This is a genomic window from Ensifer oleiphilus (assembly GCF_013371465.1).
In the GTDB taxonomy this organism is placed as follows: Bacteria; Pseudomonadota; Alphaproteobacteria; order Rhizobiales; family Rhizobiaceae; genus Ensifer; species Ensifer oleiphilus.
Genome location: NZ_JABWDU010000012.1, coordinates 67,834 through 83,942 on the forward strand (window position 1 = coordinate 67,834; position 16,109 = coordinate 83,942).

Annotated in this window: 14 protein-coding genes; 9 read left to right on the forward strand and 5 right to left on the reverse strand. The window is 61.7% G+C overall.

Annotation, left to right across the window (positions count from 1 at the left end; translation table 11 throughout):
- Window positions 1-3: 3 nt before the first annotated feature.
- Genes HT585_RS29480 through HT585_RS29495 form a run of 4 tightly spaced genes read left to right on the forward strand, consistent with a single transcriptional unit; the run spans window position 4 to window position 4,652 of the window.
- Window positions 4-1,197: an amidohydrolase family protein gene (locus tag HT585_RS29480; protein ID WP_176356344.1), complete on the forward strand. Its 1,194-nt coding sequence runs from the start codon at window positions 4-6 to the stop codon at window positions 1,195-1,197.
- Window positions 1,194-2,684, forward strand: coding sequence for an amidohydrolase family protein (locus tag HT585_RS29485; RefSeq protein WP_176356345.1), 1,491 nt, complete (start codon window positions 1,194-1,196; stop codon window positions 2,682-2,684). The genes HT585_RS29480 and HT585_RS29485 overlap by 4 nt, the downstream gene beginning before the upstream one ends.
- Window positions 2,677-3,663 carry an ABC transporter ATP-binding protein gene (locus tag HT585_RS29490; protein WP_176356346.1) on the forward strand — a complete coding sequence of 329 codons (987 nt, stop codon included), beginning with the start codon at window positions 2,677-2,679 and terminating at the stop codon, window positions 3,661-3,663. Before HT585_RS29485 ends, HT585_RS29490 begins: the two co-directional genes overlap by 8 nt.
- Window positions 3,660-4,652: an ABC transporter ATP-binding protein gene (locus HT585_RS29495; protein ID WP_176356347.1), complete on the forward strand. Its 993-nt coding sequence runs from the start codon at window positions 3,660-3,662 to the stop codon at window positions 4,650-4,652. The genes HT585_RS29490 and HT585_RS29495 overlap by 4 nt, the downstream gene beginning before the upstream one ends.
- A gap of 84 nt (window positions 4,653-4,736) precedes the next feature.
- On the opposite strand, the gene HT585_RS29500 is transcribed toward HT585_RS29495, so the two are convergent.
- Together HT585_RS29500 and HT585_RS29505 are read right to left on the reverse strand one after the other, a co-directional pair.
- Window positions 4,737-5,471 carry an aspartate/glutamate racemase family protein gene (locus HT585_RS29500; RefSeq protein WP_176356348.1) on the reverse strand — a complete coding sequence of 245 codons (735 nt, stop codon included), beginning with the start codon at window positions 5,469-5,471 and terminating at the stop codon, window positions 4,737-4,739.
- Window positions 5,472-5,474: 3 nt separating this feature from the next.
- Window positions 5,475-6,110, reverse strand: coding sequence for a flavin reductase family protein (locus HT585_RS29505; protein WP_176356349.1), 636 nt, complete (start codon window positions 6,108-6,110; stop codon window positions 5,475-5,477).
- Window positions 6,111-6,303: 193 nt separating this feature from the next.
- On the opposite strand from HT585_RS29505, the gene HT585_RS29510 reads away from it, so the two are divergent.
- Window positions 6,304-6,990: a GntR family transcriptional regulator gene (locus HT585_RS29510; protein ID WP_173422135.1), complete on the forward strand. Its 687-nt coding sequence runs from the start codon at window positions 6,304-6,306 to the stop codon at window positions 6,988-6,990.
- Window positions 6,991-7,065: 75 nt separating this feature from the next.
- Window positions 7,066-7,893, forward strand: coding sequence for a bifunctional allantoicase/(S)-ureidoglycine aminohydrolase (locus tag HT585_RS29515; protein ID WP_176356350.1), 828 nt, complete (start codon window positions 7,066-7,068; stop codon window positions 7,891-7,893).
- Window positions 7,894-8,003: 110 nt separating this feature from the next.
- On the opposite strand, the gene HT585_RS29520 is transcribed toward HT585_RS29515, so the two are convergent.
- The gene (locus HT585_RS29520) at window positions 8,004-9,812 is read right to left on the reverse strand and encodes an ABC transporter ATP-binding protein/permease (protein WP_176356351.1); all 1,809 of its coding nucleotides are present in this window, start codon (window positions 9,810-9,812) and stop codon (window positions 8,004-8,006) included.
- A gap of 279 nt (window positions 9,813-10,091) precedes the next feature.
- Between HT585_RS29520 and HT585_RS29525 the strand changes: the two genes are divergently transcribed.
- Entirely contained in the window at window positions 10,092-10,940 is an 849-nt protein-coding gene (locus HT585_RS29525) for a class I SAM-dependent methyltransferase (protein ID WP_176356352.1), read from the forward strand.
- A 50-nt stretch (window positions 10,941-10,990) separates the two neighbouring features.
- Window positions 10,991-12,478 (forward strand): pyridoxal phosphate-dependent decarboxylase family protein, encoded by a 1,488-nt coding sequence (locus HT585_RS29530; protein WP_176356353.1) that lies wholly within the window; start codon window positions 10,991-10,993, stop codon window positions 12,476-12,478.
- Between the two features lie 34 nt (window positions 12,479-12,512).
- On the opposite strand, the gene HT585_RS29535 is transcribed toward HT585_RS29530, so the two are convergent.
- Together HT585_RS29535 and HT585_RS29540 are read right to left on the reverse strand one after the other, a co-directional pair.
- Window positions 12,513-13,811, reverse strand: a complete 1,299-nt coding sequence (locus HT585_RS29535; protein ID WP_176356354.1) for a S41 family peptidase — start codon at window positions 13,809-13,811, stop codon at window positions 12,513-12,515.
- Window positions 13,812-13,997: 186 nt separating this feature from the next.
- Window positions 13,998-14,894 carry a LysR family transcriptional regulator gene (locus tag HT585_RS29540; RefSeq protein WP_176356355.1) on the reverse strand — a complete coding sequence of 299 codons (897 nt, stop codon included), beginning with the start codon at window positions 14,892-14,894 and terminating at the stop codon, window positions 13,998-14,000.
- A 115-nt stretch (window positions 14,895-15,009) separates the two neighbouring features.
- On the opposite strand from HT585_RS29540, the gene HT585_RS29545 reads away from it, so the two are divergent.
- Entirely contained in the window at window positions 15,010-15,996 is a 987-nt protein-coding gene (locus HT585_RS29545) for a cyclase family protein (protein WP_176356356.1), read from the forward strand.
- Window positions 15,997-16,109: the final 113 nt, after the last annotated feature.

Below are 16,109 nucleotides of genomic sequence, written 5' to 3' on the forward strand. Positions count from 1 at the left end.
ATGATGTCCAATCTCCTGATCCGTAACGTTCGTCCCAACGGCGGGGCGCCGACGGATATCCTGATCCGCGACGGCAAGATCGAAGCGATCGGCCAGAACCTGCAGGCCGAAGGCGTGACGGTCGAGGATGGCCTTGGCCACGTCGCCATCCCCGGCCTGGTCGAGGCTCATACCCATCTCGACAAATCCGTCTGGGGCATGCCCTGGCACGAAAACGCCAAGGTCGCCACATTGCGCGAACGCATCGATTTCGAGCGCGAGAAGCGGCTTGAGATCGGTATCGATCCGCATCGCCAGTCGATGCGCCAGGCGATCCAGCTGGCGGCAAACGGCGCCAGCCATATCCGCAGCCATGTGGACATCGATACCACCCACGGCTTGGCGCTGATGGAAGGCATCATCGAAACGCGCGCGGCGCTCGACGGCGTCATCGACATCGAGATCGTCGCTTTCCCGCAATCGGGTTTGGTGACGCGCCGCGGCACCGTGGAGCTTCTCGACCAGGCTCTGAGCAATGGCGCGGAAGTCCTTGGCGGTATTGACCCTTGTGGCATCGACCGCGACCCGAAGGGGCACCTCGATGCGGTCTTCGGTCTTGCCGAAAAGCACGGCAAGCCGATCGATATTCATCTGCATGAAGCCGGAGAACTCGGCGCCTTCAGCATGGAAATGATGTTCGAGCGCATCCGCGCGCTCGGCATGCACGGCAAGGTGGCGATCAGCCACGCCTTCGCACTCGGCGCTCCGGACTATCTGCGTGTCGCCGGCCTGATCGAGCAGATCGCCGAACTCGACGTGCGCATTGTCACGACGGGCTCGCCGTCCTCGACGGTCCCGTCGATCATGCGCCTCAAGGACGCTGGCGTGAAGGTCGCGGCCGGTTGCGATGGCATTCGCGACACCTGGGGTCCGTGGGGCCAGCCCGACATGATGGATCGTGCCCGCATCCTCGGCATGAAGAACGGCCTGCGGCGCGACGTCGATCTGGAGCATGCGCTTCATGTCTGCTCGACCGGCGGTGCTGATGTCATGGACATCGCGGGCTATGGCCTCGACGTTGGTTGCAACGCCGACTTCACCCTGCTTGTCGGCGAGACGCTCGCCCATGCCGTCGTCGAAGTCGCGCCGCGACCGCTGGTCGTCAAGCGCGGCCGCGTCATCGCTCGCAATGGCGTCGCGGAGGTTGCCATCCCATGATCGATCTCAAGGATTTGAAACTCGGCGCGCGCGCTGACAGCCGCACGCTTTTGACGGCGCAATGGGTGCTCGGTCATCGCGATGGCAGCCATCGCCTAATCCCGAACGGCGAAGTCGTCATCGAAGGTGGTAGCCTGCTCTATGTCGGCCCGCGATTCGAAGGCGAAGTCGCCCGCCGGATCGATTTCGGCGCCGCGATGATCAGCCCCGGCCTGATCGATCTTGATGCGCTGTCCGACCTCGACACGACAATCCTGGCGGTCGACCATCAGCCCGGTTGGGCCAAGGGTCGTGTCTGGCCCCGCTCCTATGTCGAGCGGGGACCCTATGAGATGTACAGCCAGGAGGAACTGGCGTTCCAGAAGCGCTTCTCCTTTGCCCAGCTTTTGCTCAACGGCATCACGACGGCGGCGCCGATCGCGTCGCTGTTTTACCGCGAGTGGGCGGAGACGGTCGAGGAGTTCGCAGCGGCATCGGATGCTGCCGGCGATCTCGGCCTTCGCGTCTATCTGAGCCCGGCCTATCGATCCGGCGGCATGGTGCTGGAGGCGCCGGGCCAACTGGAGGCGGTCTTCGACGAGGCGAGGGGACTGCAGGGGCTCACCGACGCCATCGGCTTCATCCGCGATCACGACGGCCGCCATGGCGGTCTGGTGCGCGGACTTCTGGCGCCCGACAGGGTCGAGACCTGCACCGAGACGTTGCTCAGAAGAACGGCCGACGCCGCCCGCGATCTCGACTGCTCGATCCGGCTTCACGCCGCGCAAGGCACGATGGAGGTTGATACCGTCCGCCGCCTGCACGGCAAGACGGCGCCGGAGTGGATGGCGAGCCTTGGCTTCCTGAGCTCGCGGCTGATCGCGCCGCATGCCACGCAGGCAACCGCCACCGATCTCAAGCTCTATGCCGACAACGGCGTCAGTATCGTCCATTGCCCGATGGTCTCGGCGCGCGGCGGCAGCACGCTCAACTCGTTCCGCTCGGTCAAGGAGCGCGGCATCAACATCGCCATGGGCACCGACACCACGCCGCCTGACATGTTGATGAACCTGCTCATCGGTCTCATTACCTGCCGCGTCGTCGAGGGCGATACCGCAGCCGTCAGCTGCGCCGATCTTTTCGATGCCGCCACGCTCGGTGGTGCGAAGGCCCTGGGACGCAGCGATCTCGGGCGTCTCGAAGCGGGTGCCCGCGCCGATATCGCCGTCTTCGACCTGATGGATCATCATATGGCGCCGGCGATCGACCCGATCACGACGCTCGTCGTCGGCGGATCCGGGCGCGTCACCAAGACCGTCTTCGTCGACGGACGCCTCTCGATGCACGAAGGCAAGGTTGCCGGTTTTGACATGGATGCGGCCCGCCTGCAGGCACAAAAGCAGTTTGACGGGTTGATTGCGAAGTACCCGGAGCGCAGTTGGGCGCACCCGCCCATCAGCGAAATCTTCCCACCCAGCTACCCCTTGGAGGATCTGCGGCATGAGTGAACCCGTAACATCGCCGGTCCTTGACGTACGCGGACTGTGCGTCGAGTTTCCCGGACGCCACGGCACCGTTGCGGCACTGTCCGACGTTTCGCTCAGCATTCGCCCGGGTGAGATCCTGGGTGTGGTCGGCGAATCCGGCGCCGGCAAGTCGATGACCGGCCTTGCGGTCCAGGGCCTGCTCGAACCGCCGGGACGGATTTCCGGTGGCGAGGTCTGGCTTTCGGGCCGCCGCATCGACCAGCTTTCCGACAAGGACATGCAGAGCGTTCGCGGCCGTCAGATCGGCGCGATCTTCCAGGATCCGCTGACATCGCTGAACCCGCTCTTTACCGTCGGCGCGCAACTGGTCGAGACGATCCGCCTTCACCTGAAGCTGTCGAAGCAGGGGGCGAAGGATCGCGCGATCCATCTGCTCAAGGAAGTGGGCATTCCAGCGCCGGAGGCCCGCTTCGATCACTATCCGCATCAGTTTTCGGGCGGCATGCGGCAGCGCGTGGTGATTGCCCTTGCGCTCGCGGCAGAGCCGAAGCTGATCATCGCCGACGAGCCGACGACAGCTCTCGACGTGTCGATCCAGGCGCAGATCACCTCGCTCCTGCGCCGTCTCTGCGACGATCACGGCACATCCGTCATGCTCGTCACCCACGACATGGGCGTTATCGCCGAGACCGCCGACCGGGTTGCTGTGATGTATGCCGGTCGCCTGGTGGAGATTGGCCCAGTGGAAGAAGTGCTGCGCAACGCACGCCATCCCTATACCCGCGGGCTGATGGGCTCGATCCCGGCGCTCGGCCGTCGCGTCGAGCGGCTGAACCAGATTGACGGCTCGATGCCGCGTCTTAACGCCATCCCGCGCGGATGCGCCTTCAATCCGCGTTGTCCCGAAGCGGGGCGGCGTTGCCGTGAAGATCGACCGGAACCGACCCCGGTCGGCCACGGTGTCAGTGCTTGCTGGCTCAATGCAGGAGGAGTTCTATGAGTGACGCCCTGACCGTCAATGATCTGACGTGCAACTTCGATGTGTCGGCCCCCTGGCTGAACCGGGTGCTGGAACGCAAACCCCGCCAGTTCGTACGGGCGGTCGACGACATCAGCTTCACCGTGCCGATGGGCGGTTGCCTCAGCCTCGTCGGAGAATCCGGCTGCGGCAAGTCGACCGTGGCCCGTCTTGTCACCGGCCTCTACCGCGCTTCCGAGGGAGAGGTTCGTTTCGCCCCCGGTCGCTCGGGCGAGCCGCTGTCGGCACAGATGATCTTCCAGGATCCCTTCGCCAGTCTTAATCCGCGCTGGCGGGTGAAGAACATCATCGCCGAGCCGTTGCGCGAACTGAAGCTGCGCAATTCCGACGCCGAGGTGATGGAGCGTGTCGGTGAACTGCTGCGCATCGTCGGCCTTGCGCCTTCTGATGGTTCGAAGTTCCCGCACGAGTTTTCCGGCGGCCAGCGCCAGCGCATCTCGATTGCGCGCGCGCTTGCGGGCGAGCCGGAGTTCCTCGTCTGTGACGAGCCGACCTCGGCGCTCGACGTCTCGGTGCAGGCGCAAATCCTCAATCTGATGCGCAAGCTGCAGGACGAGATGGGGCTGACTTATCTCTTCATCAGCCACGACATGAGCGTCGTCCGCCATATGTCGGACCGGATCGCGGTGATGTATCTCGGCCGTATCGTCGAGGAGGCGGACACGGAGACGCTGTTTGCCAACCCGCGCCATCCCTATACGCGGCTCCTCTTGGAAACGATCCCCGACATCGCCGAGCCGAAGCGTCACCGCAGCATTACAGCCAGCGAAGTGCCGAGCCCGCTCAACCCGCCGTCGGGCTGCACCTTCCATCCGCGTTGTCCGCTGGCTGACGGCCGCTGCAAGAGCGAACGCCCGGCGATGCGAAACTTTGCCGACGGCTCCCGCGCAGCGTGCCACCGTGTCGAGGAAGCTGCAGTCGCAACTGCAAAGGCGATACAGGCCGCGTAAGCAAAACGCCATCGGCTCGACGAGAAAAACTCCGGAGGTTATGCCTCCGGAGCTTTTTTGATTTCAGATACTTGGTGTCGTTTGTTAAGCCACAGCATCCACAGGGCGGGCGACGGCTGCTGACTTGACCCTAGGGTAGTCGTACGCGCCGACCTTGGAGGTGGAATACCCCGCGCCAACTAGGGCTTCGGCGAGCTTGATTGCTGCGGTGACGCCGTCGATCACCGGCATGCCGGTTCTAAGCTTAAGGCGGTCGCACAGTTCCGACATGCCCGCGCAGCCGAGAATGATCGCCTCGGCGCCATCGTCCTGTTTGGCGCGCAGGATCTCGCGCACGAGCATTTCTTCGGTGTGGGCGAGATCTTCTTCTAGCGCCAACACCGGCATGTCGACCGAACGCACCTTGCGACACCGATGACCCGCCCCATAGGCGTCGACCAGATCCTCGATGATCGGCACGGAGCGCGGTAGTGTCGTGATGATGGAAAAGCGCGTGGCAATGTTCATTGCCACCTGGATGGCCGCCTGGCAAATGCCGATGACAGGCCCGCTGGCGATCTCACGTGCCGCACCAAGGCCGGGATCGTCGAAGCAGGCGATGACATAGGCATCGATGCCACGGGCCTCGCCGGCCCGGATTTCGGCCAGCATCGCCGGCACTGCCATTGCCTCGTCCGCATGACCTTCGATGCTGGTGGGGCTTGTCGTCGGGTTGACGGCTTCGACTAGCGTCGTGGGTGCGGCGACCCGCTCGGCGCTGCGGTGCGCCTGTTCGGTCATGGAGGCGGTGGAGTTCGGATTGACGAGAAGGATGCGCATGGGTCAGGCCGTTTTCGCTTTGAGAGCGGTAAAGGAAGCGATGTCGGGGGCCCGCATCTCGAACTGTCGATCCGAGGTGATGTAGTTGTTGGCGTGAAGCCGCGCGATCGGCTGGTAGCTCGACGGATCGACATAGTGGCCGTTCTCATCGAGGCAATCCTTGCGCACGTGCATATGCACGACTTCGCCCAACACGATCACCCGGCGGTCGTATTCGATCAGCCGCTCGACCCGGCACTCCATCGAACAAGGCGATTCGACGATACGGCGGGCGCCGACCTTGAGGCCGTCGGCCGCCGTCAGTCCGGCCATTGCCACTTCGTCGACATCTGCCTCGAACGGGAGGCCACAGATGAGCATGTGATCGGCAATCGCCATGTCGACCATGTTGACCACGAACTCGCTGGTGCGGCGGATGTTGCTGACCGTGTCCTTCTCTTCGCCATCGGGACGTGTCTGAATGCCCAGGATGACGATCGGCGGATCGTGGGAAAAGACGTTGAAGAAGCTCATCGGCGCGGCATTGTCCTGGCCACCAGGCGACAGCGTCGAGACGAGCGCGATCGGCCGCGGTCCGATGAAATTCGTCAGCAGCCGGTAGCGGTCCTGGGCGGGCAGTTTGGTGAAGTCGAAGTCCATCAGTGAGCTCTCGGGGTCAGGCGCGGTCGGTTGTCAAACCGGTCGATGGCCGTTGTTTAAGTGGTTGCCACAGCATATCAAGTTACGGTACACAATATTGTCTACAATTTTGTAGTCAATATCAAACTGCAGTGGGTGGAATTGACTTTGAACGCTGGCCGGCCAGAGTACGCGAACGGCTAAGGGAGATTTCATGTACAATGCGGACGAAACCGCCGGAGCGCCGACGGCTATCATTTGTGAGAAGATCTGGCTCGCCATCGCCGAGCGGCGGTTGCGCCCCGGAACGCGGCTCAAGGAGGAGCAGCTTGCCGAGATTTTCTCCGTCAGTCGAGCCCGTATCCGCCAGGCGCTGACCGCGCTCGAACGGGATGGACTGGTCACAATCATGCCCAACCGGGGCGCCTTCGTTTCCGAGCCTTCGGTGGACGAGGCACGGGACGTCTTTGTTACCAGAAGAGCAATCGAGCAGCGCGTCGTCGAGCGCCTCTGCGAGCGTGCTTCGGTTGAGGACATCGAGCGCATGCGCTCGCATATCGATGAGGAACGGGTTGCGGGCAGGGCAGGCGATCTCTCTGCAATCGTTCGCCTTTCCGGGGGATTCCACCTGCTTTTGGCGGAACTCTCCGGTTCCGCCTTCCTGTTCGGCATCCTGCGCGACCTGGTTTCGCGCACATCCTTGATCACGGCCATGTACCGCTCGAACCACCTGCACAATTGCGGTCCGGACGAACATATGGCGGTCGTCGACCGCATCGCGGCACGTGATGTCGACGCGGCGATCCGCGAGATGGCCGAACATCTGCATCACGTCGAGGCTGAACTGGATCTCGATGAGGAGAAGGATCAGCCGCGCGACCTGCGCGCAGCCCTGCTTTGACATTCCCTTGGCAATGAACCCAACCGCGCCGCTCTTGTGAGGAGGCGGTGCCCGCTTGAGAACTGAAGGACGGAAATGACTGGTCGTAACTACTATGCGCCCCATGGCGGCGCTCCGGCACAAACACAGCTCCTGACCGACCGTGCGGTCTTCACCGAAGCCTATGCGGTGATTCCGAAGGGGGTGATGATGGACATCGTCACCAGCTATCTGCCGTTCTGGGACAGGACGCGCCTGTGGATATTGTCGCGACCGTTGTCCGGTTTTGCTGAAACATTTTCGCAGTACATCATGGAAATCGCTCCGGGCGGCGGCAGCGACCGACCGGAACTCGACGAAGGTGCGGAAGGTGCACTGTTCGTCGTCGAGGGTGAACTGACCGTGACGCTCGACGGCAAGGAACATCGCATGCTGCCCGGCGGCTTCGCCTTCATTCCGCCCGCCAGCAACTGGGCGGCGCATAACAGAAGTGAAGCGCCTGTTCGCTTCCATTGGGTCCGCAAGGCCTATGAATATGTTGACGGCCTTCCTGCTCCCGAAGCTTTCTTCACCAACGAGGCCGATATTGCGCCCAACGCCATGCCGGGCACCGAAGGCAAGTGGGCGACGACGCGCTTCGTCGATCCGACCGATCTTCGCCACGACATGCACATGACCATCGTGACCTTCGAGCCGGGCGCGATCATTCCGTTTGCCGAAACCCACGTGATGGAACACGGCCTCTACGTGCTGGAAGGCAAGGCCGTCTATCGTCTGAACCAAGATTGGGTCGAGGTCGAAGCCGGCGACTATATGTGGCTTCGCGCCTTCTGCCCGCAGGCCTGCTATGCCGGCGGCCCCGGCAAGTTTCGCTATCTGCTTTACAAGGACGTCAACCGTCACATGAAACTGCGTGCGCGCTAAGAGCCGCGACGGCAGTGTATACGCAAACAGCGCCTCGAAAGAAGGCGCTGTTTGTTTTTAATCAATGGGATGCGTTCTTATATTCATAAGCTGCATTAAGGGCGGCGAAGTCAATCCACCAATTGAGGGTTGGTGGGACGCAGGCTCTTTGGCCGGATCAGGCGCAACGAACCACCGGCTGCGTCCTTTTCGAGTTCCAGTACGCGGGTGAAGAAGCCGTTGGCGCGCTCCTTGCGGCCGATGTTGACGATTGCCGCCTTGCCCATTTCCTGATCGAGGAAGGTCATGACCTTTCGATAGGCATCGTCCTCCAGCGTGTCCAAGGCCTCGTCGATGATCAGCCACCGCGGCTTGTGCAGCCCCAGGCGGGCGATGGCCAGAAGGCGCATTTCCACTTCGCTCAGATTGAGCTTCTTGCGCATGTCCTGATCGAGGCGATCGGCGAGACGGCCCAGCCCGACCTTGGTGAGTACGCCGCTGAGTTCGCCATTCTTGAAGCTGTCGGGTGTCTTCGGATAGGCGAGCACCTCTTCCAGCGTGCCGGGTGCAAAGTACGGCGAGCGCGGAACGAAGACGAGGCCGTCATCGATCGGCAGCGAGATGCGGCCATGTCCCCAAGGCCAGAGACCGGCAATGGCTCGAAAGAACGGCGCTTTTTCAACCTCCGTCGCGCCGGTGACCAGCACGCGTTCGCCAGGGTTGATCGTGACATTGGGTTCGGAGAGCTTGATGCAGCCATTGGCGGAGACGATCTCGATATGATCGAACATCATCTGGGGACCGTCCGACGTCACGAACTCGATGCGCTTGTCGCCTTCATGACGGTCGTCGACGACGAGCAGCGCTGAGCGGAAGGCGGCGACGCGCATCAATGTCGCGCGCCAGTCGGCAATGGCGCCAATGTTGTCCACAAACCAGCGCAGCGACGCGTGCACCTGGTTGAAGGCGCCCACGGCCATCATCAGGCCGCCGAAGCTGAGATCGCCGGCGAAATAGACGGGTGAGGCGATGACGATCGGTGCGACAACGGTAATCCAGCCATATCCGGCTGTTACCCAGGTCAATCGCGTGACGGCAAGCAGCAAGCTTTGGCTGATCTCGAGAACCGAAGCCAGATCCGCCTGCAACCGGCGTTTTTCGTTTGCCTCGCCCGATGACAGCGAGACCGCCTCGATATGTTCGTTAATGCGCATCAACGAGAAACGCAGTGACGCCTCGCGGGCGTAGTGTTCGCCGTTAAGCTTGACCAATGGACGCCCGACGAGCCAGCTCAGCCACGATGCCGTGCCAGCGTAGAGAATAGCTGCCCAGACCATATAGCCCGGAATGTTGATGGCCATGCCCGAGATATGAAAGACGAACCCGTCCGACAGCGACCAGAGTACGCCGATGAAACCGGCGAGCAGGATGCCGGACTGGATTAGCCCGATCGTCAGCCCCGCCGAGAGGTCCGAAAGGTGGCGGGCGTCCTCGTGGATGCGCTGGTCGGGATTGATGCCGATGGCACCGGCATTGGCCAATCGGAACGCGCGCGCCGGCTTCATCCATTCGTTGATGAGGTCGAGGGTGAGGCCTTCCCGTAGCTTCAGCCGGACAAGCTGGCCAAGCCATGTCTGCAGGACATTGAGCACGAGCAGTGCGCCGGCGATCTGGGCGAAAATGACGAGTTGGTGCAGGAAAGCCTGCAGGTCACGCCTTTCCAGCGTGTCGTAGAAGGGCTTGTACCAGCGATTGAGGATGATCTGACCGAAGGCAGTGGTAACGATGACGGCCAGTATGCCAAGGGCGAGCCAGATGATCCGGTTTCGGAGGGGCGAAGCCATGAAGGCTGCATGCATCATCCGCAACTGGGCGCTGAGGGGTTGTTCGTCGTTGGCCTCTACCCGACCATTGTTCTTGTCATTCTTAGGCTTCGGCATCGATGCGAATCTCTCCGTCACGATCTCCACATTGGAAATATAGCCTGCCGAGCTCGGTCTCCCTAGCGCCGATTGTCGTTATGCAAATCAGAAGAAGGTAATTTGCGGGGTCCCTGTTGCTCAGACAACAGCATTCGAACTGTGAAACCCCGTTCTTTAGAATGGCCGGGTGACGATGCGGAGGGCGCCTCAAATGGCATGAAATTGATTGTATCCTGATCCAGAGAGTTCATAGTTCCGAGCGACGAGACAGGAAGCGCATCCACGGGAGGAACGTGCATGTCCAGCAATCTCGACCAGATCCGTGAACAACAGAAAGATATCTGGGATCGGTTCTCAGCCGGTTGGAAGAAGTGGGACGAGTTGGTTCTGGGCTGGCTCGCCCCGTTCGGCGATGCAATGATCCACAAGGCCAAGCTTCGGGATGGCGACCATGTCCTTGATGTCGCGGCCGGCACCGGCGAACCGGGGCTAACCGCTGCCGCCCTGATCCCGAATGGACGCGTCACGGTAACGGACCTTTCCGAGCGCATGCTCCACGTGGCTGCCGAGAATGCCCGACATCGCGGTCTCAGCAATTTCACGACCGAGATATGCGACGCCAGCGCCCTGCCGTTTGCTGACAATTCCTTCGACGCCGTATTGTGCCGGTTCGGGTTCATGTTCTTCCCGGATGTCGGGGCGGCGGCGGGCCAATTCGCCCGCGTGGCGAAACCCGGTGCGCGCATTTGTACGGCCGTCTGGAGTGGGCCTGAAAAGAACCCTTGGGCGACGACAATCATGGCAACGATCGCGCGGCACGTGACATTGCCGACGCCGATGCCCGGAGCACCCGGACTTTTTCGTTGTGCCGCCGGAGGCATGATGGCGGCGGCCTTCACTGATGCCGGTTTGCAGGATGTCGACGAACAGGAGATCTCGACGACGATGGTGCACGAGACGCCGGAACGGTACTGGACCTTCATGACCGAAATTGCAGCGCCCGTGGTCGCCGGACTGGCTCAAGCAGACGACGTGACGCGTGAGACGATCAAAAATGAGGTTGTTGAATTGGCCAGTCAGTCCATGCGCGCAGGCAAGGTCGAGTTACGTGCTACCGCAACGATTGTCACAGGAACACGGCAGTAAGGCGCGCCGCTCAATTCCTGAAATGAAGAACCGCAGCGTGGGAGGACCGAATGGGTGCATCTCCGAAAGAACACGAGCGCTTCGACGAAGACACGCTTGATCCACAAGATTGGAGTGAACTGCGGGCGTTATCACATCGGATCGTCGATGACGCCATCGCTTATGTCAGCGGCGTTCGCGACCGTCGTGTCTGGCAGGAAATGCCGCAAGAGGTCCGCGCATCGTTTGCCACAGCGCTGCCACTGGCGCCGACGCCGACGGAAGATGTCTACCGCGAGGTGGCCGCGAACATCCTCGGCTATCCCATGGGTAACATTCATCCGCGGTTCTGGTCCTGGTACATGGGATCGAGCAATTTTACCGGCGCGCTCGGTGACTTCCTTGCAGCCATCCAGGGCTCTAACCTTGGCGGCGGCAATCATGCGGCCGCGCTCGTGGACCAGCAGGTCGTCGATTGGTGCAAGGAGATGTTGGGATTTCCAGCCTCGGCGAGCGGCACGCTGGTCAGTGGCGGATCGGTCGCCAACATCATTGGTCTTGCTGTCGCGCGCAATGCCAAAGCCGGCGTCGATATCAGGGAGCTTGGTGTCGCAGCAATCGAGCGGCCGTTGCGCTACTACGGTTCCGACCAGATGCATAGCTGTCACCGCAAGGCGATGGAGACGCTTGGCCTTGGAAACCAGGCACTCCGGCGCATTCCGACCGATGGCGAGCTGCGCATCGATCTGGATGCGCTGCGGCGTGCGATCACCGAGGATCGCGCGTCCGGGTTCAAGCCGGCCTGTGTGATTGCGACGGCCGGCACGGTCAATACCGGCGCTATCGACGATCTGCAGGCACTCGCTTCAGTCGCGGCAGAAGAGGACCTCTGGCTGCACGTCGATGGCTGCATCGGCGCTCTGATCGCCATTGCGCCTTTGAACCGCTTTCGCGTTGCCGGGATCGAAAAGGCCAATTCAGTGGCGCTCGATCCGCACAAATGGCTGCACGCGCCGTTCGAGGCTGGCTGCGTGCTGGTCCAGGATGCCGGAGCCCATCGCGGGACTTTCGCGGTGACGCCGGAATACCTGGTCGCAACCGCGCGCGGTCTGGCGGCAGCGCCTTGGCTCTATGACTATGGCCTGCAGACGACACGCGGCTTCAGGGCCTTGAAAATCTGGATGGCGCTGAAGGAGCACGGCATTGCCAAGTTCGGCCGGCTCGTCGACCAGAACATAGCCCAGGGACAGTATCTGAGCGACTTGATCGAGGCGGAGCCTTCGCTCGAACTGGTGGCACCGACCAACATCAATATCGTCTGCTTCCGTTATCGCGGCGAGCGAACACAGGGCGACGAACTGAAGGCGCTCAATACCGAGATCATGTTGCGCCTGCAGGACGAGGGGACGGCAGTTCTCTCCGACACGACAGTGCACGGCGAACATTGCCTGCGGGTCGCGATCAACAATCACCGCACCAAACGTCGGGACTTGAAGTTGCTCGTCGAAGAGGTCGTCAGACTTGGTCGGGAAATCGTCCGGGCGAATGCGGCGGCCTGATCGGCCTTGCAAAACGCGACTATGACGCCCGTCATCACGGTGTCAGCAACGGTTCGGCTGGCATGACGACGCGGTTCGAGCTGCCGTCGGCAAGCAGGCGAAGCATCTCCGACACCGCGGCTTCCCGTTGCGGGTCTCGGCCGGCGGCATAGGCAAGCGGTAGGTCGACAGGAATGTCCGGCGCTATTCCGTTTCCTTCCAGTCGAACATTGTCGTCGATGACCGCATCCGAGACGGCAATTTCCAGCAGGCTGTCGTCGGGCAGGATGTAGGCACGGCCTGCCAGCAGGGCGCCAGCGGTGCGCTGGCCGACAAGCGGAATGCCATTGATCCGCAATGCATAGGCAAAAAGCTCAAGGCCACTGCGCGTTCCCTCGTCGATCAATGCAACCACCGGACCGCGCCAGCGAACATTCGCAAGCGTCGGCTGCCCATGCCGCGGGATCAACCGGAACGATGGCGTGTCGCCGACGAAGAGTTCGGCCGCGTCCGCTGCACCGCCGCCCCAGCGTCCGCGAAGATCCACAATCACACCGTCGACACCGCTCAGGCGGCCGTCGTAAAGCTCGCGCGCGACAACATCCAGCCCGTCGCGCGTCGACAGTGTCCAGAAGCGGACATAGCCGATCTTTCTCCCGCCGTGTTCGATCACGGCGATACTGTTCGCTATCGCCTTCGCCAATGTTGGCAGCGGCGGCAGCCGTTCGACAGCAACTTTGACAGTTACTGGAGCCCCGTCGGCCTTGCGGCGCAGCCGGATGCCGACCGACTGTCCGACCTTTCCCTCAAAGGAGGCGATCTCCCGATAGGGCAAGTCATCAACGGAAAGGATCTCATCGCCCATCAGCACTCCCGCCGTTGCGGCCGGAGAACCATCATAGACATCGCTCACGAACCGTCTGTCGCCTATCGTTTGCGTGACCAAGCCGATGCCGGGATAAGTGACGTCTCCTTCGGGGGGGAACAGCCGCCGCAGGTCGTTGCGGATTGCGAAGCGAAAGATGTCGCTCAGCTCGAAATAGGCGATCGTGTCCGGTTTGAAGCGGCCGTTGTGTGAGGCCCGCAGGCTTGCAATTGTTGCGTCGATGGCTGCATCCACGCGAGCGGTCGAGCCGCGTTGGGGCAGTGTCTGTCCCACGTCTTCGATTTCTTTCTTCGCAGTTTCGTTGAAGCGGTCCAGTCCGGTTTCGTCGTGAAACTCGGAGTTCACCAGCGCGATGACGCGGTCGAACACCGGGTCGCCGGATCGTGGCAACTCGGCCGCCGGTGCGCCTGCAGGCATGAGCATCAGCAGCAGCGCAGTTAGCAACACTCTGGATAACGCGACATGCATCGACGATCTCTCGCTTGATTTGCGCCCATTATGGAGCGAAGCGCGGCGGAGGCGAGGCGTCGCGACGCAAAATTGCGTGATCGCCCGGTGTCGGCGCGTGACAGGCAGGCCTGGCGGTTCGCCTGCGACAAGCTGCGCTCGGTTGGTCGTTTGAGAATGCTAATGTCGCTGGGCGGGCAAGCACGGTTAGAAACCTGCTTGCCGAAGTTCGCCCGCGAGAAATTCGGTGAAGAGCTTCACCTTGGGCAGAAGCAGGCGGTTGGTGGGATAGACCGCGAAGATGCTGCGCCGGGCAAGCTTGTGCTGCGGCAGGATCCGCAGGAGTTTGCCGTTGTCGAGCAGCGGCTTGGCGATAAAGGATGGCAGGACGCCGATGCCGATGCCGGACTGGATCATCTCGCACAACATCAGGCTGTTGTCGGCAACGAAGCGTGCGGGCAAATCTATGGTCGTGGCGCCGTCAGGACCTTCCAGCACCCAGCTACCGGGTTGGTCGGCGAGGCGGTAGGCCAGGCAATGATGGTCCTTCAGATCGCCGACAACTGTTGGTGTGCCGCTAGCCGAAAGGTAGGCGGGTGCCGCGCAGACGAATTGTTCGACGTCGCCCATCCGCTTGGCGATCAGCGATGAATCCGTGAGTGTTGCGCGCACGCGAATAGAGACGTCGAACCCCTCCGAGACGACGTCGAGCAGGTGATCGTCAAGCGTCATGTCAACCTTCAGTTTCGGATGATGCATCATGAAGCGGGCAAGCATCGGCGCCAGAACGGTCAGTCCGAAGGACAAGGGTGCATTGATACGAAGCCGGCCATTGATTTCGCCGGCTTCCCCGGACGTCGTGCGCTCGAGGTGGTCGAGTTCGTCGAGTAGCCTGCAACATTCCGCGAAGTAGCTGCGCCCGTTCTCCGAAAGGCTCATGCGTCGCGTTGTGCGCACAATCAGCACGGTGCCCAGACGCGCCTCAAGCTGCCGGATCTGCTTGCTGATCGACGCATTTGATTGTCCCAGCTCTTCAGCAGCCTTGCTGAAGCTCTGCAACTCGACGACGCGACGAAAGGAGCGCATGGCGGCCAAGAGATCCATATTTTCTCCAGCGTGAATTATCTTTTCAACATATGACCGATTATTCGCATGAAAGCTACCAATAGGATGAACTCAGCTTCCCGATATCGAGGAAAGCGAGAAGAAGGAGTTCATCATGTTCGACACCACCATCATCAACCGCGCTTTGGCTGCCTCCCTCATCGCCGGTCTCCTTGGCAGCTCGGCCATCGCGCAGGAAGTGGGCAAGAGCCCCTGGGGCCCGAAGGACGAAATCGGGCGCCTCAATCTGATCACACCTCAATCCCGCGCCGCGATTCTGGGGCGGATCGACGGCGGCAGGTCGTACGATCTCGCGGTCGAGTATTTCATCGGCATGCCAAGCTGGGAGGCGGCGGGCGACCCGCCATACCAGATGTGGATGACCCACACGCCGCATGGCACCGCGGTTTCCGATCCGATGAAAGTCGGCAAGGAAATGAACGATCACGTCAGCTACACCGGCTCGGCCGTGTCGATGTATGCCCATATGGGAACACATATCGATGCGCTGAACCACTTCGGTTTGAACGGCAAGATTTGGAACGGCTACGCTGCAATCGATCACCTGGGCGATCAGGGCTGGACCGTGACAGGCGCCGAAAAGCTGCCACCGATCATCGCACGTGGCGTCATGATCGATGTCGCGGCAGCCAAGGGCATGCAGATGCTTCCGGACAATTACCGGGTAACACGTAAGGACCTGCAGGAGGCGCTCGACGCCCAAGGTGCGACACTGCAACAGGGTGATGTGGTTTTGATCCGCACCGGGCGCATGCAGCATTACGAGAACGCATCCGCCTACATGAGCAATCCTCCGGGCCTGAGCATCGACGCGGCTAAATTCCTGGTCGAAGTCGGCGGTGCGATGGTTGTGGGCGCCGACAATCTCAGCTTCGAGGCGTTTCCTGCCGAAACGGAGAACAACTACGTTCCGGTGCACACGTACCTGCTCGCGCAACAGGGCGCGCCGATCATCGAGCTCGTCAACCTGGAAGGACTGTCGAAAGATCGGGTCTACGAGTTCGCATTTGTCGGCGCTTCGTTGAAGTTCCGCGGAGCCGATGCGGCGCCGATCCGTCCCGTGGCCTTGCCGCTACGATAGGGCCGGATGGCCGCCCACAGGAATAATATATTGAGACGCCGTGCCAACAGCGTGCGGCGCTCTTTCCACTCTTCAAGTCGCACGTCGAAGACCTTGATCCTTTTGCCTTTCGG